Source organism: Streptomyces nanhaiensis, from assembly GCF_046614825.1.
In the GTDB taxonomy this organism is placed as follows: domain Bacteria; phylum Actinomycetota; class Actinomycetes; order Streptomycetales; family Streptomycetaceae; genus Streptomyces; species Streptomyces radiopugnans.
The window spans coordinates 1-18,700 of sequence record NZ_JBKJFM010000127.1 but is presented as its reverse complement, the minus strand read 5'-3'; the positions used below and the strand labels follow the sequence as shown (position 1 = coordinate 18,700).

The 18,700-nt window shown below is 75.0% G+C and carries 18 protein-coding genes; 10 read left to right on the top strand and 8 right to left on the bottom strand.

The genetic code is table 11. From position 1 onward, the window contains the following. Window positions 1–1,160: hypothetical protein (locus ACLIYP_RS23115; RefSeq protein WP_412715038.1), on the top strand; the 1,160-nt coding region annotated here is incomplete at its 5' end. A gap of 76 nt (window positions 1,161–1,236) precedes the next feature. Here the strand turns inward: ACLIYP_RS23115 and ACLIYP_RS23110 are convergent. Further along, window positions 1,237–2,583: an ABC transporter substrate-binding protein gene (locus ACLIYP_RS23110; protein ID WP_412715037.1), complete on the bottom strand. Its 1,347-nt coding sequence runs from the start codon at window positions 2,581–2,583 to the stop codon at window positions 1,237–1,239. Window positions 2,584–2,806: 223 nt separating this feature from the next. On the opposite strand from ACLIYP_RS23110, the gene ACLIYP_RS23105 reads away from it, so the two are divergent. Both ACLIYP_RS23105 and purU read left to right on the top strand, forming a co-directional pair. Next, the gene (locus ACLIYP_RS23105; protein ID WP_412715041.1) at window positions 2,807–3,253 is read left to right on the top strand and encodes an SCO4402 family protein; all 447 of its coding nucleotides are present in this window, start codon (window positions 2,807–2,809) and stop codon (window positions 3,251–3,253) included. A gap of 94 nt (window positions 3,254–3,347) precedes the next feature. Further along, window positions 3,348–4,232 (top strand): formyltetrahydrofolate deformylase, encoded by an 885-nt coding sequence (gene purU, locus ACLIYP_RS23100; RefSeq protein ID WP_412715036.1) that lies wholly within the window; start codon window positions 3,348–3,350, stop codon window positions 4,230–4,232. 83 nt (window positions 4,233–4,315) lie between these two features. On the opposite strand, the gene ACLIYP_RS23095 is transcribed toward purU, so the two are convergent. Both ACLIYP_RS23095 and ACLIYP_RS23090 read right to left on the bottom strand, forming a co-directional pair. Next, window positions 4,316–5,542, bottom strand: coding sequence for a zf-HC2 domain-containing protein (locus ACLIYP_RS23095; protein WP_412715035.1), 1,227 nt, complete (start codon window positions 5,540–5,542; stop codon window positions 4,316–4,318). Further along, window positions 5,539–6,147 carry an RNA polymerase sigma factor gene (locus tag ACLIYP_RS23090; protein ID WP_412715034.1) on the bottom strand — a complete coding sequence of 203 codons (609 nt, stop codon included), beginning with the start codon at window positions 6,145–6,147 and terminating at the stop codon, window positions 5,539–5,541. Before ACLIYP_RS23090 ends, ACLIYP_RS23095 begins: the two co-directional genes overlap by 4 nt. Before the next feature lie 334 nt (window positions 6,148–6,481). On the opposite strand from ACLIYP_RS23090, the gene ACLIYP_RS23085 reads away from it, so the two are divergent. Both ACLIYP_RS23085 and ACLIYP_RS23080 read left to right on the top strand, forming a co-directional pair. Then, entirely contained in the window at window positions 6,482–6,856 is a 375-nt protein-coding gene (locus ACLIYP_RS23085) for an STAS domain-containing protein (protein ID WP_177213998.1), read from the top strand. 559 nt (window positions 6,857–7,415) lie between these two features. After that, window positions 7,416–7,937, top strand: coding sequence for an ATP-binding protein (locus tag ACLIYP_RS23080; protein ID WP_412715033.1), 522 nt, complete (start codon window positions 7,416–7,418; stop codon window positions 7,935–7,937). A gap of 48 nt (window positions 7,938–7,985) precedes the next feature. Here the strand turns inward: ACLIYP_RS23080 and ACLIYP_RS23075 are convergent, their stop codons facing one another. Then, window positions 7,986–8,984, bottom strand: a complete 999-nt coding sequence (locus ACLIYP_RS23075; RefSeq protein WP_412715032.1) for a GlxA family transcriptional regulator — start codon at window positions 8,982–8,984, stop codon at window positions 7,986–7,988. A gap of 208 nt (window positions 8,985–9,192) precedes the next feature. Here ACLIYP_RS23075 and ACLIYP_RS23070 point away from each other — a divergent pair, with 208 nt between their 5' ends. Next, a complete protein-coding gene (locus tag ACLIYP_RS23070) occupies window positions 9,193–10,428 on the top strand; it encodes an MFS transporter (RefSeq protein ID WP_412715040.1) in 1,236 nt (411 codons plus the stop codon). Here the strand turns inward: ACLIYP_RS23070 and ACLIYP_RS23065 are convergent. The 3 genes from ACLIYP_RS23065 to ACLIYP_RS23055 all read right to left on the bottom strand — a co-directional run bounded on the left by ACLIYP_RS23065 (window position 10,418) and on the right by ACLIYP_RS23055 (window position 12,699). Continuing rightward, window positions 10,418–10,912 carry an NUDIX domain-containing protein gene (locus tag ACLIYP_RS23065; protein WP_412715031.1) on the bottom strand — a complete coding sequence of 165 codons (495 nt, stop codon included), beginning with the start codon at window positions 10,910–10,912 and terminating at the stop codon, window positions 10,418–10,420. The two genes, ACLIYP_RS23070 and ACLIYP_RS23065, sit on opposite strands and share 11 nt — an antisense overlap. Beyond that, a complete protein-coding gene (locus tag ACLIYP_RS23060) occupies window positions 10,909–12,051 on the bottom strand; it encodes a flavin-containing monooxygenase (RefSeq protein WP_412715039.1) in 1,143 nt (380 codons plus the stop codon). Before ACLIYP_RS23060 ends, ACLIYP_RS23065 begins: the two co-directional genes overlap by 4 nt. A gap of 105 nt (window positions 12,052–12,156) precedes the next feature. After that, entirely contained in the window at window positions 12,157–12,699 is a 543-nt protein-coding gene (locus ACLIYP_RS23055) for a GNAT family N-acetyltransferase (protein ID WP_412715030.1), read from the bottom strand. Between the two features lie 432 nt (window positions 12,700–13,131). Here ACLIYP_RS23055 and ACLIYP_RS23050 point away from each other — a divergent pair, with 432 nt between their 5' ends. Next, complete coding sequence (locus ACLIYP_RS23050; protein ID WP_412715029.1) at window positions 13,132–14,199, top strand: LuxR family transcriptional regulator; 1,068 nt, start codon at window positions 13,132–13,134, stop codon at window positions 14,197–14,199. A gap of 245 nt (window positions 14,200–14,444) precedes the next feature. Then, entirely contained in the window at window positions 14,445–15,734 is a 1,290-nt protein-coding gene (locus tag ACLIYP_RS23045; RefSeq protein WP_412715028.1) for a S8 family peptidase, read from the top strand. Between the two features lie 154 nt (window positions 15,735–15,888). Here the strand turns inward: ACLIYP_RS23045 and ACLIYP_RS23040 are convergent, their stop codons facing one another. Then, window positions 15,889–16,536 (bottom strand): TetR family transcriptional regulator, encoded by a 648-nt coding sequence (locus ACLIYP_RS23040; protein WP_412715027.1) that lies wholly within the window; start codon window positions 16,534–16,536, stop codon window positions 15,889–15,891. 129 nt (window positions 16,537–16,665) lie between these two features. Between ACLIYP_RS23040 and ACLIYP_RS23035 the strand changes: the two genes are divergently transcribed. Next, window positions 16,666–17,475 carry a VOC family protein gene (locus ACLIYP_RS23035; RefSeq protein WP_412715026.1) on the top strand — a complete coding sequence of 270 codons (810 nt, stop codon included), beginning with the start codon at window positions 16,666–16,668 and terminating at the stop codon, window positions 17,473–17,475. Between the two features lie 281 nt (window positions 17,476–17,756). After that, window positions 17,757–18,700 (top strand): serine/threonine-protein kinase (locus tag ACLIYP_RS23030; protein ID WP_412715025.1); only part of this gene is annotated, 944 nt, incomplete at its 3' end.

Sequence of the window (18,700 nt, the reverse complement as noted above, 5' to 3'; positions counted from 1 at the left end):
CCGGGGCCGCCGACGAGACGCAGCTCCTGCCCCCGATGACCCCGTCCGGCCCGGCGCCCCACGCTCCTCAGGCCCCCCAGGCCCCCCAGGCGGCGCCGGGTGCACCGGGCTCGCCGGGCGGCCGGAGCGGCCATGGGGGCCTGGACGACGCCACCCGGGTCCTGCGGCCGGTCACCGGCGGCACGCCCCCGGAGCGCGACACCGAGAGCACCACGATGCTGCGCAGGCCGCTGCCGCCCGAAGGCGTGCCCGCGGCCTCGCGCCCGGTGCCTCCGCCGCCCGCCGGAGCCCCGTACGGGATACGCCCCGGCGCTCCCGGCGACCGCACCACCCCGCCCTCGGACTTCGACGGCCTGTTCCGGGGCGGCGCGCAGCCGGGCGCCCAGCCCGCGGACGCCACCCAGCAGCTTCCGCCCATCGACGCGGGGACCGCACAGCCCTCCTACGGCGGCGGCCACGGCGGTTACGGCGGCGGTCACGGCGGTTACGGCGGCCCCGGTGGCCACGGGGGCGTCGGCCGGGCCGCCGGCGGGCGGCGCGGTCTGCCGCGTGCCGCCGTCGCCGGACTCGTCGTCGCCGGGCTCATCACCGCCGGGCTGGCCGCCGGCGCGGCGCTGAGCGGCGGGGACAAGCCGGTGGAGCAGCCGCGGGCGGAGGCGCCCGCCCCCGCCGAGCCCGAGCGGTCGCCGTCCCCCTCGGCCGACCCCGCGGAGGCCCAGGCCAAGGAGCTGGACAAGCTGCTCGCGGACAGCAACAACAGCCGCAACGCGGTCATCCGGTCGGTGGAGAACATCAAGAAGTGCGAGAACCTGGGCAAGGCCGCCACCGATCTGCGCGACGCCGCCCGGCAGCGCAACGACCTGGTCACCAGGCTGGACGAGATCGAGATCGACGAACTGCCCAGGCACCAGGAGCTGTCCGACGCGCTCACCGAGGCGTGGAAGGCGTCGGCCGCCGCGGACAACCACTACGCCGCGTGGGCCGACCAGGTCGCGGGGAGGAAGGGCTGCCGGAAGGGCCAGGCCCGGATCACCGACCGGACCGCCCAGGGCAACAAGGCCAGCGGCGACGCCACGGCGGCCAAGAAGAAGGCGGCCGGACTGTGGAATCCGACCGCCCGCCGGTACGGCCTGCCCGAGAGGCAGTTCAGCCAGCTCTGATCCTGACCGCGTGCCCGGCCCCGGTTGCCGGGGCCGGGCTCCCGCGCCCGGCCCGGAGCCGCGCCGCGCGCGTGCCTCAGCCGCCGTCCGGCACGGTCTCCAGGGTGTCGCGCACGTCGACGAAGCCCTTGCGGGCCGGGGCCAGCGTGCCCTCCCTGATCTGCTGGAAGGTCACCATCGCGTTGACCAGCCGCGGATGGTCGCGCACGGCCAGCATGTCGTCGTAGCGCCAGCTCAGCCGCGGTGTCAGGTCTCCGGTGTCCACCGGGGGCATGGTCTCCAGGGCGCGCCGGACGGTCCTGGCGGTGACGGGCCCCTCGGTGTGCTCCAGTGCCGCCCGCAGCACGGTGTACGCGATCCAGGTGGTCTGGACACCGGGGTCGGCCGCGTCGATCCGGTTGTCGCCGAAGGCGTGCTCTCGGATTACGCTCCTCATCTGCGCCCAGCGCGGGTCGGAGGAGACCGGGTACCAGCCGGTGGCGTACGCGCCCTCCCACTGGCTGTCCGGGCCGCCCGTCCGGTCCACGAGCGACTGCTGCACGCTGCCGAGCACCGAGGCGATCCGCACGCCGGGGCCGTCCTCGCGCAACCGCCGGAAGGAGTCGAAGAAGGTGTCGGTACGGCCGCCGAGCACGGCGGTGACGCAGGCCCCCTCCGCCCCGTCCCCCGCGGCACCGTCCGCACCGCCACCCGTCCCGCCGGCGGTCCGGGTCCCGCCGCCGTCCTCCGCCAGGCCCACTCCGGCCAGGGCGCGCCTGGCGTGCTCGGTGTAGGCGGAGGCGTCCTCCGGGGCGCGGATGTCGGCCGCCGGGCCCCGGTCGCCTGCGGTGGCCAGGCCGGCGTTGAGCAGCCGGGGGAGCTGGTCGCCCGAGACGGTGTCGGGGCGTACGAGCGAGACCCGCTCGCAGTGGTCGGCGAGCTGGTGGCCGTTCCCGGCGAGCAGGGTGGCCTGGCCCCCGTTGACCGGGTACGACAGCGGGCTGGTGAACTCCTCGTCCGTCACGCCGTAGCCGCCGAGGTAGGGGATGCCGGCCGACTCCAGGGCCGTCATGAACGTACGGCCGTGCTGGCTGTACGAGCCGACGACCGCGGCGACCTCCTCGGTGCGGGCGCGGTCGGCGCACCGCGCGGCGCCCACCGAGTCGTTGTGGTCGTTGCAGGTGAGAACGCGGAGTGTCCGCCCGTTGATGCCCCCGGTGGCGTTCACCCAGCGTGCATATGCCTGTGCCATAGCCGGCATACCGGGCATGTTGGTGGCCCCGGTCCCCTCCGGGGCCCAAGTCATCACGGTCACAGTGCCCTCGTCGGCCCTCGCGTCACCGGGCAGCATGCCGCAGCCGGTGAGCAGTGAAGCGCAGATCCCCGTGGTGGCGGCGAGAGCGGCCATGGTCCTAGCGGAACGTTTGCTACGCCATGCGGTCATGACCCCGAACGATTCCGCCGCGGCTGTAACGGACGAGTGATGAACAGCCAACGCGGAGCAACGACGGGGTGAACAGGCGGGGGGTGCGCGGATCCGTCCGGTGCGGAACGTACGATCGACGACCGTGCAGGCACAACAGGGTGAGCCACAGCAGGGTGAGCGGAGCGGGCAGGGCCCGCAGGGCCAGGAGAGGTCTTCCCGCCGGGCCGGTCGTTCGAGCACCATGGACGGCATGCCGCCCAAAGACATGCCCTGGTGGCGCTGGCGCAGCAATGTGCGCTCGGCGCTGCACATGCTCTCCGACCCGGCCTTCCAGCGGGAGTGCTGGCTGACGGGCCTGCCCGGGTACGGCGACGTCACGGACGCCGTCTACCGCCTGGTCGAGGACACCTGGCTGGACAACTGGTCCGCGGACAAGTACATCGGCACGATCTTCCGCGACGCCCAGGAGGCCGCGCTCGTCGACGTCGCGGTGCTGCGCGTCCTGCGGATCATGCACCAGGTCGGGGCGGACGCCCCGGTGGCCGCCTACCTGGAGCACCCGGGCTGGCCGGAGGCCGTCCACGCGGCGCGCGACGCCCACGTCCTGCTCTCCGCCAACGACGGCGAGGACCCGGACCGTCCGCCCCACTCGCTCGACGCGCTGGCGGCCATGCTGCGGGCCGCCTGACCCCCGGCCCCGCCCCGGCCCAGTCCGCCCGGCCCCGTTCCCGCCTGCCGGGACCGGTCACGGCGGCCGGCCCGGATGTGCCACGCTTGTGCACATGAGCCAGCCGCAGCCCACCGCAGCGCCCGAGAAGCCCGAGCAGTACGTCCTGACGTTGTCGTGCCCGGACAAACAGGGCATCGTGCACGCCGTCTCCAGCTACCTCTTCATGACCGGCTGCAACATCGAGGACAGCCGGCAGTTCGGGGACCACGACACCGGGCTGTTCTTCATGCGGGTGCACTTCAGCGCGGAGGCCCCGGTGACCGTGGAGAAGCTGCGGGCGAGCTTCGCGGCGGTGGGCGACTCCTTCCAGATGGACTGGCAGATCCACCGCGCCGACGAGCGGATGCGCGTCGTCCTCATGGTCAGCAGGTTCGGGCACTGCCTGAACGACCTGCTGTTCCGCACGCGCATCGGCGCGCTGCCGATCGAGATCGTGGCGGTGGTCTCCAACCACACCGACTTCGAGGAGCTGGTCTCCTCCTACGGCATCCCCTTCCACCACATCCCGGTCACCAGGGAGACCAAGCCGCAGGCGGAGGCGCGGCTGCTGGAGATCGTCCGCGAGGAGGGCGTGGAGCTGGTGGTGCTGGCCCGCTACATGCAGGTGATCTCGGACGATCTGTGCAAGGAGCTGTCGGGCCGGATCATCAACATCCACCACTCCTTCCTGCCGAGCTTCAAGGGCGCCAAGCCCTACCACCAGGCCCACGCGCGCGGTGTGAAGCTGATCGGCGCCACGGCGCACTACGTCACCGCCGAGCTGGACGAGGGCCCGATCATCGAGCAGGAGGTGGAGCGCGTCGGGCACGAGCTCACCCCCGAGCAGCTCGTGGCGGTCGGCCGGGACGTGGAGTGCCAGGCGCTGGCCCGCGCGGTGAAGTGGCACAGCGAGCACCGTGTGCTGCTCAACGGCCACCGCACGGTCGTCTTCGACTGACGGTCCCGCCCGCGGCCCCGCCGTGCCCGCGCCGGGCGGGCCGGCGGACGGCGCCGGGCGGGGCCTGGCAGGGCCTGGCGGGGTCACATCCGGGAGAGCGAGGCCACGGCCCGCAGGGTGTCGCCGACCGCCTCGTCGTCGCCCTCCCGGCCCGCGGCCGCCTCCCGCGGCGGCACGTGGCCCGCGGCCAGCCGGCAGAACTCCGTGTCCTCCAGCGCGAGACGGGCCACCGTGTGCTCCGGGGAGGCGAGGGCGGCCGGGGAGTCCAGGGGGATGTACCAGTCGCCGCCGCCCCGGCCCCCGATCTCCAGACGGAGGGTGCGGCCCGGAGCGCCCGCCGCCGTCAGCCGGCGCGGCGGGGCGGCCAGCCCGGCGCGGCGCCGCGCCGCGATGGCCTCCGGAAGCCGCCGGGCGACGAAGTCGACCATGCGGGCCAGGTGTTCGGGCGCGGGCGGCTCGTACGGGTAGTCGACCGCCGTGGCGATGTCCTCCGCGTGGATCCAGCACGCGAACGCCCGCCCGGCCAGCGCGTCGCGCAGCGGGCGCCGGAACTCGGCGAAGTCCACCGGCAGATCGGCCTCGTGGGCGTGCAGGGCCGCGGTGCGCACGATGTTCCGGGTCTGGGTGCGCCACTTGTTCCGCACGAACGGCGGCCCGTGCGCGCGGCACCGCTCGACCGCCGTCTCCGTGCGGTCGCCCACGGTGCGCGGGGCGCCGGGGCCGAGGGGGTCGTCCAGCCCGAGCGCGGTGGCCACCAGGCCGTCCACCGAACCGAGGTGGGCGAGCACCCCGCACAGCGTCAGCGTGCGCTCGCCGGTCGCCCAGTGCAGCCGGACCGGGGTGTTCCACTCCGCCTCGCCCATGTCGCGCAGCAGCGCGTCGAGCCGCGCGGTCTCCGCGTCGTACGGCGCCGCCCACTGCGGCAGGGGTGTTCGGGCCGGGCGCAGGCGCAGGCACTCCTCCAGCACCCGCGAGCGCAGCAGCGGGCCCGGGTCCAGGCTCTCCTCGCGGTGCATCAGCCCCACGGCGTCCCGCAGTCGCCGCGCCTCCTCGGCGCAGGACGGGCACCGGGGCAGGTGCGCCTCGACGGCGGCGGTCTCCTCGGGCGAGCAGACCGCCAGGGCCCACACGCCCAGCAGGGACTTCAGGACGAGATGTTCGTCGGGGGAGATGCGGCCGCCCTCCGCGGCGCTCTCCTCACAGCCCGCCTCACAGCCCGCCTCACAGCCCGCCTCACAGCCCTCCTCACCGTCCGCCGCGGCCGCCGGCCCCGCCGCCCGCCCGGTGTCCCGGTCCCCGGCGGGACTCACGAGGCCTTCTCCGTTCCGTTTCCCACGGGCGGACCCGGCGGGCCCGGCGGGCGGGGTGACGGGCGAGCCGCGGCCGTGGAGAGCAACTGGAGCCCCAGCCTCATCCGCCGCCGCGCCTCGCCCTCGCTGACGCCCAGTTCGGCAGCGGCCTCGCGGTAGTCCCGGCGCCCCACGTACGCCAGCTCCAGGGCCGTCCGCAGCGAGCCGGGCATGGCGGTGACCATGCGGTCTGCGCGGGCGGCGGCGGACGCGGCGCGGATCCGCTCCTCCAGCAGGGCCCGCGACTCCGGGGCGGGGGAGACCGCGTCCAGGTGCCGCAGCGCCCGCAGCTGGGTGAGCTCGGTCAGCCACAGGCGCAGCGAGCCGCGCTCCGGCTCGTACGCCCCGGGGTCCGCCCACACCTCGGCGAAGACCTCCGCCACGACGCGGTCCGCGGCCTCCTCGTCGTCCAGGAAGCGGTGGGCGAGGCCGCGCACCACGGAGGCGTGCGCGTCGTACAGCTCCGCCAGCGCGGACTCCTCGCCCCGTACCAGCCGCCGCCGCATCTCGTGGTCCCGGTGAGGACTTGTCGTGCCGGGTGTCCCGTCGGGCGTCTCGTTCGGCATCCTCCACCCCCAGCCTGCTGCTCATCTCGAATGTAATGGCAGAAGCTGACAGGATGCCTCCCTTTAGGGCAGTGTGCTCCTCCACACGGTTGCGCATGGTCGTGGACCGGTCACTTTGTGCGCCTTCGTGTTGATCGGGACGGTTCGGTCCTGTCCGGATCCGGTGGTGTGTTACGCGGGTGTGACCGGAAGTGGGGAGAGGCGGAGACCCGGTTCGGCATAGGGTCGAGGTCTGCAGGTGTCGTGACGATGCCCGGCAGGGGCGGTCGGCGAGGGGGCAGGGCGGGAAGGGAACGTTCCGGTCGGTGTCGGCGGATGAAGGGACTACGGGCGCGTGTCGTTGAAGGTGATCGGGGAGGACCGGGGGGAGTGGGCCGTGCTGCGGGTGTCGGGTGAGCTGGATCTCGTCACCTCCCCCGTGGTCCGCCAGCATGTGCACGACGCCGTGGCCGACGGCCGCCGCAGCCTCGTACTGGACCTGTCGCAGGTGCTGTTCTGCGACTCCAGCGGCGTCGGCGTCCTCATAGCGTCGCGCCGGCTGATGCGCTCGTGCGCCGGCCGGCTCCGGCTGATCCTCCCCGCCCAGGGCGCGGTGGACGGATCCCACGTCAACCGGGTCCTCGCCGCGCTCGGGGTGCGCCGGCTCTTCGACTGCTACCCGGACCTCGACGAGGCGACGGACGACGCCGCCAGCCCGCTCAGCGCCTGACCCCTCCCCTCCCCGCCGCGCCGGTGCGGCGCCCGTCTCCGGGAGCTCGCCCGCACAGGGCGCCGCCGCCGGGACGAAGCCCCCGAAGGCCTGTTCCGAGGAGCCCCGGAGGGCTCCCGGGCCCCGGCGCGCCGGCTCCTGGCCGCACGCGGCCGTCCGGCGCCGGAACGCGTAGGTGATGCCCGAGCCCGGCAGGGCGCCGAGGACGGCGAGGAGCGCCGCTGCCGCTTGTCGTGATCCGAGTCGATCACGAAAAGCGTTGGAGAGAAGGGCAGTTGGCGATTGCGGGCGCATCCGGTCGCATACCGGCGCGTCCGGTGGCGCGCCGCCGCCGACGGCCGCGCGCCGGAGCGCGTTCCGGCCGCCGGGCTCGGATGTTCGACTCCCCGGCCCGGGCGTCGCACAGTATGCGGTGTCACTACTCCTTTGCGCCGGAATATGCCCGAAGCGCTTGTTGCCGCGGCGCCGGTTCCAGCACTCTGTGCGACACCGGGGGAACGGACAGTGGCCTCGCGTCGGCGCGAGGCCGTGCGGACCCGGGCCATGGACGGTGTGAAGGGTGCAGATGCTTCAGGTTCAGCTGGAGGTCGGAAGCGATCCCAGGGAGGTGGGCAGAGCCCGCAGATGGGCCCGGTCGAGACTGGCCGGTTTCGGCATGGAGCCGGACGAGTCCACGGTGGAGACGCTGGTGCTGCTGGTATCGGAACTGGTGACCAACGCCGTCGTCCACACAGGGCGCCCCGCGGTGCTGCGCATGCTCCTGTCCGGGTGCCTCGTGGCGGGGGGAGGGACCGTGCGCATCGAGGTCGCCGACACCAGCAGCAGCCCGCCGCTGCGGCGGCGGGCCGAGGGGGACGCCACCGGCGGGCGCGGCCTGGACCTGGTCGTCGGGCTCGCCGACCGCTGGGGCTGGCTCCACGAGGGCGCGGGCAAGCGCATCTGGTGCGAACTGGACCGCGGCGGCGGTGCGGTGGCCGAGAGCGCGGACGCCCGGGACGCCGGGGACACCGGAAGGGCCGCGGCCCCCGCCGCCCCGCGCGAGGCCTACGACGAGCCGCGGGCCCAGCCGGTCCGCACCTGACGCCGCGCCGGCCCGGCCCCGGCGCACACGGCCCCGGCGCCCTGCGCGTCAACGGCCCTCCACCGTACGGAAGGTGCGGCGGTACGCGCCCGGGGAGACGCCCAGCGCCGCCTGGAAGTGCAGCCGCAGCGAGGCCGCCGTGCCGAAGCCCGCCTCGGCGGCCACCCGCTCCACCGGCAGATCGCTGCTCTCCAGGAGGTGCCGGGCGCGCTCGACCCGCTGCCGGGTGAGCCACCGCAGCGGGCTCGTACCGACCTCCTCGCGGAAGCGGCGGGTGAAGGTCCGTACGCTCATCGCCTCCTTGTCGGCCAACTCCCGCAGTGAGAGAGGCCGTTCGAGATTGCCCAGCGCCCAGGCGCGGGCCGCGCCGGTGGTGCGGATCTGCGGCTCCGGCACGGGCCGCCGCACGTACTGCGCCTGGCCGCCGTCGCGGTGGGGCGGCACGACGGTGCGGCGGGCCACGTCGTTGGCCACCGCCGAGCCGTGGTCGAGACGCACCATGTGCAGGCAGAGGTCGATGCCGGAGGCGACGCCGGCCGAGGTCAGTACGTCGCCGTCGTCCACGTACAGCACGTCCGGGTCCACCCGCACCGCCGGGTACATCCGCCTCAGGCGCTCGCACGACGCCCAGTGCGTCGTCGCCGGCCGCCCGTCGAGCAGCCCGGCCGCGGCCAGGACGAAGGCCCCGGTGCAGATCGAGGCCGTGCGGGTGCCGGGCCGGACGCGGGCGAGTGCCTCGGCCACGGCCGGCTCCTGACGGCCCTCGGTGTAGGCCGGGTCCTCCCCGTGGGCGGCCGGGACGATCACGGTGTCGGCCTCGGCCAGCGCCTCGGGGCCGTGCTCCACGGTGACGGCGAAGTCGGCGTCGGTGCGCACCTGCCCGGGCTCCGGTGTGCAGGTGACGACCTCGTACAGCGGCTCGCCGGCGGCCGACAGCGCCCTGCCCATGATCCGGTGCGGGATGCCGAGTTCGATGGGCAGCAGACCGTGGCGGACGAGGACGGCGACCCGGTGGCGTCCCGGATGGCGGAAGACGGCGGGGCTCATGGCCCGATCCTTGCACACCATGTCCTCCGGGCCACTCGTTCCGCCCCGTTCCAGCGGCCAGGGTGGGGGCGTGACCCAGACACCCCGGACCCTGCCGGCCGACGGGGCGGAGGAGCCGAGCGGCCCGAGCGGCCCGGACGGCCCGGCGGGCGCTCCGAGCACCCCCGCCCCCGTCCCCGTACCGCCGGCCCGCCGCCGCGCCCCGCGTGTGCACCGCGCCTGGTACGTGGCCGCCGTCGCCTTCGTGACCATCGTCGGCGCGGCGGCCTTCGCCTCCCTGCCCGGCCTGCTGATCGACCCCCTCCACACGGAGTTCGGCTGGTCGCGCGGCACGATCGGCTTCGCGATCTCCGTCAACCTCGCGCTGTACGGACTGACCGCGCCCTTCGCCGCCGCCCTGATGGACCGCTTCGGCATCCGCCGCGTCGTGGCCTGTGCGCTCACCCTCATCGCGGCCGGGGCGGGCTCGGCGGTGTTCATGACCGAGCCCTGGCAGTTCACGCTGACCTGGGGCGTGCTCGTCGGCCTGGGCAGCGGCTCGATGGCGCTTGCGTTCTCCGCGACCGTCGCCAACCGGTGGTTCGCCGCCCGCCGCGGCCTGGTCACCGGCCTCCTCACCGCCGCAGGGGCCTCCGGCCAGCTCGTCTTCCTGCCGCTGCTGTCCTGGATCGTCACCCGCCACGACTGGCGTCCCGCCGCGCTGACCGTCGCCCTGGCGGCGCTGGTGGTCGTGCCGTTCGTCTGGCTGCTGATGCGCGACCACCCCGCCGACGTGGGCCTGCCGCCCTACGGCGCGACGGAGTTCGTGCCGAAGCCCGCGCCCGTGCCGGGCGCCGCCGCCCGGGCGGTGCGCGTCCTGCGCGACGCGGCGCGCACCGGCCCGTTCTGGCTGCTCGCGGGCACCTTCGCCATCTGCGGTGCCTCCACCAACGGCCTGATCAAGACCCACTTCGTGCCCGCCGCCCACGACCACGGCATGCCGGTCACGGCCGCCGCCTCGCTGCTCGCCGTGATCGGTGTCTTCGACATCGCGGGCACGGTCTTCTCCGGCTGGCTCACCGACCGCTTCGACTCCCGCCGGCTGCTGGCCGCCTACTACGCGCTGCGCGGCCTCTCACTGCTTCTGCTGCCGCTGCTGCTGGCCCCGGACGTCCGGCCGCCGATGGTCTTCTTCATCGTCTTCTACGGCCTGGACTGGGTGGCCACCGTCCCGCCCACCATCGCCCTGTGCCGGGAGCACTACGGCCCGGACGGGGCGATCGTCTTCGGCTGGGTGCTCGCCTCCCACCAGGTCGGCGCGGGACTCGTCGCCTTCCTCGGCGGCGCGGCCCGCGACGCCCTCGGCTCCTACGACCCGGTGTGGACCGCCTCGGGCGCGCTGTGCGCGGCGGCGGCGCTGATGGCCCTGGTGATCCGCCGGCGCCCGGCGGCGGTCACGGGGTGAGCCGCTCGCGCCAGGGGCCGCCCGGCAGCAGGGCCGCCAGTACGGAGAGCAGATGGGGCGGCTCGACCCGGCCGGGCAGCGAGTCCAGGTCCGGCCACGGCACCCAGGCGTACGCGTCCAGCGCGGTCCGCTCGTGGGGGAGCAGGCCGGTCCGCGACACCGCCGGCCGCCCGCCGCCGAAGCGGGCGGGGAAGAACAGCTCCGTGCCGGAGTACCGCCGGCCCTTCCACCGCACGTCGCGGTCGACGGGCACCGGCCGGTCCAGGACCGCGGCCGGGTCCAGTCCGGTCTCCTCGGCCAGTTCGCGCCGGGCCGCCTCCAGCGGCGTCTCACCGGGCTCGATGCGGCCGCCGGGCGGCTCCCGGAGCCGTGAACCGTCGTACGGGTCGCGCCACTTCAGCAGGAGGACGCGGTCGGCGGCGTCCAGGCGGACGACCCGGGCGGCGGGCGGGCACGCGACCGGGCCCGCCAACGGGCCCGTCACTCGGTCGTCGTGCGCGCGACGGCCCGGGCGATCTTCCGCGCGTCAATGGCCAGTTCGCGCAGCATGCCGCTGATGGGGTTGGTGTAGCCGGTGAAGTACAGCCCCGCGGCGGTGGGCACCGTACGGGCGCCGCGGGCGCGGGGCAGCCCGCGCTCGTCCAGCACGCCGAGGTGGCCCACCATCTCCTCCAGCCCGCGCCGGTAGCCGGTGGCCGCTATGACGGCGTCCGGGGCGATGACGCTGCCGTCGGCGAGGGCGACCTCGGGTCCGTCGAAGGACTCCACCGCGGCCACCGGCTCTATCCGGCCCTGGCGCACGGCCTTGACGAAACCCGTGTCCTGCACGGGGATCGCGCCCTGCCGCACCCGGGTGTACAGGCCGGTCTCGGGGCGCGGCAGGCCGTGGCGCGACAGGTCCGGCAGGGAGACCTTCGCCAGCCCCCGGGCCATCCCGTCCACCATGCGCACCGGCAGCCGCCGTACCGCGATGCCGGTCGCCTGCGCGGGCCAGCCCAGGGTGGAGCGGCGGACGATGTGGGGCGGGGTGCGCACCGCGAGCCGCACCCGGGCCGCGCCGCCCTCGGCCAGGTCCAGGGCTATCTCGGTGCCGGTGTTGCCGGTGCCGACGACCAGCACGTCCCGGCCCTCGTACGGCCGTGCGTCACGGTAGGAGCGGGCGTGCAGCAGCTCGCCCTTGAACGAGTCGCGTCCGGGCCAGTCGGGCACGCGCGGGGTGTGGTTGTGCCCGGTGGCCACCACGACCACCGGCGCGGCCAGCTCCCGGCCGCCGTTGGCCCGCAGCACCCAGCTGCCGTCGTCGGCCCGGTCGATGCGGCTGACCTCCACGCCCGCGGCGATCTCCAGCCGGTGGTGGAGCGCGTAGTCCTCCAGGTAGCGCACCAGGTCGTCCCGGCGCACCCAGCGCCCGTACGAGCGCGGGATCGGCATGCCGGGCAGCGCGGACCGGCGGCGTGTGGTGTGCAGGCGCAGCCGGTCGTAGTGGCCGCGCCAGGAGGCCCCGACGGAGTCGGCCCTCTCCAGCACGACGGACCGTATGCCGCGATCCTTCAGGGCGGCGGCGGTGGCCAGCCCGCCGGGACCTCCCCCGATGATGTGCACCGGTCTGCTGTCGTCGGACATGTGCATGCCCATGAGTCTATGCCCCGCTTCCTCCCCCGCGTGCCCGGTCTCCGAACGCCGGGACGACACCGCGGTCCCGGCTTCCCGGGCAGGGGGCGCGGAAACCTAGAAGGGCAGCGACAGCAGGCGCACCGGGCCCGGCGGCCAGCCGGCACCCTCGCGCAGCGGCGTCCACATGGTGCGCATCGGCATGGTCACCGGGCCGTCGGGCTGCTCGACGCGGACGTGCTCCTCCAACTCCCGCCACCCCAGGGACTCGTAGACCGGCATCCACTCCGGCCAGCAGAACAGCAGGCCGACGTCGGGACCCATGCCGCGCGCGTGCTCCACCGCCGCGGTGACGACCGCCCGCCCCAGGCCCCGTCCGCGCATCCCGGGCGCGACGATCACACCGCCCAGGCCCACCGCCTCGGTGCGGGAGCCCGCGATGGCCACCGGCACGGTCACCAGGCCCGCGTGCGCTACCAGGCGGCCCTCCCGCCGGATGCCGAAGTGCTCCTGCTTGGGCCGCCACGCCATGACCAGCCCCTCGATCTCGAAGGGATCGGGGACGCCCCCGCAGACCTCTTCCCGGTCGGCCCCGGTGAACTCCGGCAGCCGTACCACCGTGTGCCGCTCTCCGCAGGTGCTCGCGCTCGTCGTCGTCACATGACGATCCTGCTCCGGCGGGGCGCCCGCCAATCCGCGCGGTGCGCGAAGCGGCGCGCGGATTGGTGCGCGAAGGGGACGGGAAGGGGCCGGGGGCCGCCGGGACGCACACCGTCCCGGCGGCCCCCGGCGCGATGCGGGGAGGCATCGCCGATCGCACTCCTCACCGGTTCGCCCCCGGCCCGGACCCCGGGGCGTGGGACCTGCGCCCCGGAACCCGGATACCCGGAGATCGCCGCCTGCCTCCGTGCGCTGTGCGGCACCCGGGGGGACCGCCCGGGCGCCGGGCCGTGATCATCGCCACGGAGCGGACGGCACCCCGCCCGGCGGCCGGGGTTGCGGCCGGCCGGCGAGCGGCGTACGCAGACTTTGTACACCGGTGTGCGGACGGCCGGTGACACCTGCGGGACAGCGGCACTAAGGTGCCGCAGCGTGAGGCGCGACGGAGGCGGGGCATCGGCGGAGGAGCCGCGCCCCGACACCCTGGCGGCCCATCTGTCCGCGCTCGGTGTGGACGGCGGGGCCGTCGCCCTGTACGTGGCACTGCTGACGGGCCGTCCGGTGCCCCGGGCCTCCCCCGAGGCGCGGCGCGCGCTGCTCGCGCTCGGCCTGGCGGCGGAGGTGCCCGCCGGCGAGGTGCCCGCCGGGGAAGGGGTGGGCGGGGAAGGAGCGGGCGGTGATGAGCGCGGCGCACGGGACTTCTCCGGCGGACTGGTGCCCGTACCGCCCGCGTCCGCGCTGGAGTTGCTCTCCCGGCGCGAGACGCTGCGGCTGGAGGAGGCCCGTTCGGCGGTGGCGCGCGCCTACGAGCGCTACCGCCGCCGTACGCCGTCGGCCGTGGGCGGCTCGGTCGCCGAGGAGGTGACCGGCGGCGACATCGACCGCGTGCTGGGCGAGGCGCTGGGCGGGGCGCGGCGGGAGGTGCTGCGGTTCGACTCGCCGCCGTACTTCTGGGACACCGAGCGCGGCACCAAGGAGGAGGTCGGGCAGCTGCGCCGCGGGGTGCGCTACCGGGTGGTGTACACACGGGAGTCGCTCGCCCGCCCCGGCTACCTCACCGAGAACGTCCAGCCGTGCGTGGACGCGGGCGAGGAGGCCCGGGTGGTGTCCGGGCTGCCGGTGAAGCTGATGGTGGTGGACGACCGCGTCGGCTTCGTCTCGATGTCCATCGCGGACGTGGACGTCAGCCGCAGCATGCTCGTGGTGCGGCCGAGCGCGTTACTCGCCGCGCTGCGGGCGCTGTTCGAGGCGTACTGGGGCCGGGCGCTGCCCGTCCACCCCGAGAGCGGGGCCGCCGCGCCGGGCGGCGCCCGGCCCGGCCCGGCCGAGCGCCGCATCCTGGCGATGCTGGTCGCGGGGGTGCCCGACAGCCAGATCATCCGCGAACTGGGCGTCAGCCGCCGCACGTTCTTCCGCCGCATGGAGCTGCTGATGGCGCAGGCCGGTGCGGGCAGCCGCTTCCAGCTCGCCCTCCAGGCGCAGCGGCGGGGCTGGCTGTGAGGCCCGGCCGTGCGATGTCCCGCGATGCCCGGACTGCGATGCCCGCCCGCCGCCCGCCGACGGGCCGCGTACCGCGTACCGCGGGAGCCTGCGTCACCGTGCCGCGTACCACCGGCCTGGCACAGAAGTGCACGTGGGCACCGGGGTGCCATGGCACCCCGGTGCCCCGCGGGTGACATGCCATCGGCTAGAACCGTGAGCACTCTCCAGTGCACACGCACCCCCCAGCGAAGAGAGAACACACGTTGAAGAAGGCCAGAAGACCCCGAATAGCCGTCGGCGCCGCCCTGGCGGCGCTCGTCCTGGCGGGCACCACCGCCGAGGCGGCGTCGGCCGCCCCCGGCCCGCAGCCCGCTCCCCTGGGAGAGGTCCGGGGCGCTGACGCGCCCGGCGCGCTGGACGGCGAGTACATCGTGGTGCTGAAGGACTCCGGCGACCGGGCCCGCGGGCTGAGGACGGCGCGAGGCGTACGCGACCGGGCCGAGGAGCTGGCCGGCGCCTTCGGCGGCGAGGCGGAGCGCACCTACTCCTCGGCCCTCAAGGGCTTCTCGCTGAAGGCCACCGAGAAGCAGGCGCGGCGCCTGGCCGCCGACCCCTCGGTGGCGTACGTCGAGGCCAACCGCGTCGAGCGCGGCGACGTCCTGCCGCAGGCGCCGGACGCGGCCGCCGCCCGGAGCGCGGCACGGAGCGCGACCCAGGACGTGCAGCCGGACCCGGGCTGGGGCCTGGACCGCATCGACCAGCGCGACCTGCCGCTGGACGCGAGCTACGGCTACGGCACCACGGCGTCGAACGTCACCGCCTACGTCGTGGACTCCGGCGTCAACATCGCCCACGAGGACTTCGGCGGGCGCGCCTCCTACGGCTACAACTTCGTGGACGGCAACCGGACGGCCTCCGACTGCCACGGGCACGGCACGCACGTGGCGGGGCTCCTGGGCGGTGCGGCGTACGGCGTCGCCAAGGGCGTGAAGCTGGTCGCCGTGAAGGTGCTGGACTGCCAGAACTCGGGCACCACCGAGGGCGTGCTGGCGGGTTACGACTGGGTCGTGAGGAACGCCGTCGGGCCCGCGGTCGCCAACGTGAGCATCGGCGGCGCCGCGAGCGACGCCAAGGACGCGGCGGTGCGCAGGATGGTCCAGGCGGGGATCACCGTCGTGGTCTCGGCGGGCAACAAGGCCACCGACGCGTGCACCCAGTCGCCCGCCCGCGAGCCGTCGGTGATCACGGTGGCCGCGACGGCGCGGGACGACTCCAGGCCGAGCTGGTCCAACCACGGCGGCTGCGTGGACGTCTTCGCGCCCGGGGCCTCCGTCCCGTCGGCCGGGATCGACTCGAATACGGCGGTGCGGACGATGAGCGGTACGTCGATGTCCGCGCCGCACGTGACGGGCGCCGCGGCGCTCCACGTATCGGAGAACCCGGACGCCACGCCCGCGGCGGTGACCCGGGCGCTGCTGGACGCGTCGAGCGCCGGCCGGGTGGCGGGTCCGGGGGAGGGGTCGCCGAACCGGCTCCTCTACAGCCGCTTCTGACGTCCCCGGGCGCCTCCGGGCGCCTCATGGCGGGGCTTCCCGGGCGGGCCGGTGACAGGGGCCGGCCGCCCGGGAAACCGGGCACGGACAGGAAACGGACAGGAACGGGACGGGAACAGGACGCGACGGGGAACCGGGCCGGCGGCCCGGACGCCTACCGGCTGGGCTTGCGGCCCGTGACGCCGAGGTAGAGCAGATAGGCGAGGTTCGGCTTCAGGTCGGACTTCTTGGCGCCCCAGCTCTGCGCGGCCTTCTGCTGGCCGGCCACCGAGGCGAGCATCGACACCAGGGAGCCCGCGACGGCCGCCGGACTGATGTCGGGGTCCGCCTTGCCCTTGGACTGGAGCTTTCCGATGGAGTCGGCCAGCGGGCCGGTGATCCCGTTGAGGACCTTCGTGCGGATCTTGGAGAAACGTTTGTCCCCCTCGGCCGCGCCCAGGTCCACCACCCGCAGGATCGCGTCGTTCTCCCGCCAGAAGGAGAGGAGGCCGTCCACCAGCTCCTCCGCCGTCTGCCATCCGGCCCTGCCCGTCCACTGGCGGTCGGTGGCCAGCTCGCTCAGCGAGGAGCTCTCCTTCGACATCTCCTCGGCCAGCTCCAGGACGGCGCCCTCCACGTCCGGGAAGTACTGGTAGAAGGTCGCGGGGGAGGTGCCCGCGCGCCGGGCGACGTCGATCACCCGGACGTCGCGGTAGGGCGACGAGCTGAGCATCTCGTCGAGGCAGGTGAGCAGCTTCTGCCGCGTCGCCTGGCCACGGCGCCCGGCCACCCGACCGTCAACAGTTCGTACTTGTCCTGTCATGTCGTCAGCTTACCGAGGGATGATCGGCCCGCGATTCGACCGGCCCCAAATGGGGTGATCCCCTGCACGAGGGGTAATCCGCGGATAGCGTTCGCTTATCGGGACGCAACCGCACGGAAGGAGCCGGAGATGGTCGCTGCCGGAGGCGCCTTCGCCGAGGGCACACCCTGCTGGACCGACGCGATGCTCCCCGACCTGGAGGCGGGCAAGCGCTTCTACGGCGAGCTGTTCGGCTGGACCTTCGGCGACCCGGCCCCGCCCGGACAGGGGTCCCGCACGGTCGCGCTGCTCGGCGGCCGGCGGGCCGCGGCGCTGCTCCGCAAGCCGGACGGCCGGCTGCCGACGGTGTGGACGGTCTACTTCGCCGCCTCCGACGCCGCGGCGACGGCCGGACGCATCCGGGCCGCGGGCGGGCAGCTCGTCACCGAGCCCGAGGCGGTCGGCCGGGACGGGGTGGCGGCCACCGCCGTCGACCCGGGCGGCGCGGTCTTCGGCCTGTGGCAGCCGGGGGAGCTGGCGGGCTTCGAGGCGGTGCGCGAGCCCGGCTCGTACGTGTGGACGGAGGTGTGCACCCGGGAGAGGGAACCGGTGGACGCCTTCTACCAGGAGGTCTTCGGCTACTCCATGTACCCGGCCGGTGACGAGAGCGCGGGGGAGGCGGCCGACGTCATGGTCTGGGCCCCGCGGGGCGAGCCCGCCGACGACGAGCACGCCGTCGGCAGCCGTACGATGATCGACGAGACGTACCCGGTGGAGATGCCCGCCCACTTCCTCGTCCACTTCGCGGTCGCCGACTGCGACGCGGCCGTCCGCACGACCGTGCGCATGGGCGGCCGTACGGTCGACGGCCCGCAGGACACCCCCTTCGGGCGCTACGCCGTCCTCACCGACAACCAGGGCGCGCGCTTCGGGGTCCTGGACACCTCCACCGCGCTCTGAGGCCGGGCGCGGAGGCGGCGCTTCCAGGGCATCGGGGAAACCGCTTCCCGGGAACCTCGGCCGGGGCGGCGCCCGGGAGGACCGCATGGGCGCAGGGGCCCGGCGGCCGCGGAACGGTCCCGTCCCGGACCTCACCGGCCGGGAATGGGCGACTCACCGCCCCCGGGTTCGCAACCGGGGGCTCCGCCAGGAAGAATCGCTGTCGGACCGCGGGACCGGTACGGCGGTGGAAGGCTGCACGGGGCGGCGATCGCCGACCCCGACGGGGAGGTGGCAGGCAAGTGGTGGAGCAGCTGACGCAGCACGATCCGCGGCGTATCGGCCCGTTCGAGGTGCTCGGACGGCTGGGCGCCGGGGGCATGGGGCTGGTCTACCTCGCCCGTTCGGCCTCCGGGCGCCGGGTGGCGATCAAGACGGTGCGCACCGAGCTCGCCGAGGACCAGCTCTTCCGCGTCCGCTTCACCCGGGAGGTGGAGGCGGCCCGCGCGGTCAGCGGTTTCTACACCGCCGCCGTCGTGGACGCCGACCCGCGCGCCGCGGTGCCGTGGCTGGCCACCGCGTACGTGCCCGCGCCGTCCCTGGAGGAGATAGTCAACGAGTGCGGGCCGCTCCCGGCGCAGGCCGTGCGCTGGCTGGCCGCCGGCGTCGCCGAGGCGCTCCAGTCCATCCACGGCGCGGGCCTGGTCCACCGCGACCTGAAGCCCTCCAACGTGCTGGTGGTCGAGGACGGCCCGCGGGTGATCGACTTCGGCATCGCCTCCGGGGTGTCCAACACCCGGCTGACGATGACGAACGTCGCCGTCGGCACACCCTCGTACATGTCACCCGAGCAGGCGCGGGACTCGCGCAGCGTCACGGGCGCCAGCGACGTCTTCTCCCTCGGCTCCACCCTGGTCTTCGCCGCCACCGGCCATCCGCCCTTCCACGGGGCGAACCCCGTCGAGACCGTCTTCATGCTGCTGCGCGAGGGCCCGGACCTGGAGGGCCTGCCCGACGAGCTCGGACCGCTCATCGAGTCCTGCATGCGCACCGAGCCCGACCAGCGGCCCACCCCGGCCGACCTCCAGGCGCAGCTCGCCCCGCACCTGTTCTCCTCCGGCGGCGACGACAGCGGCACGGCCTCCGCCTGGCTCCCGGCCGGCGCGGTGGCGCTGATCGAGCGGCACCGGGGCGGGCGGGTGCGGCCCGCGCAGCCGGCGTCCCGGCCCAGGCACCGGGCGCCGGA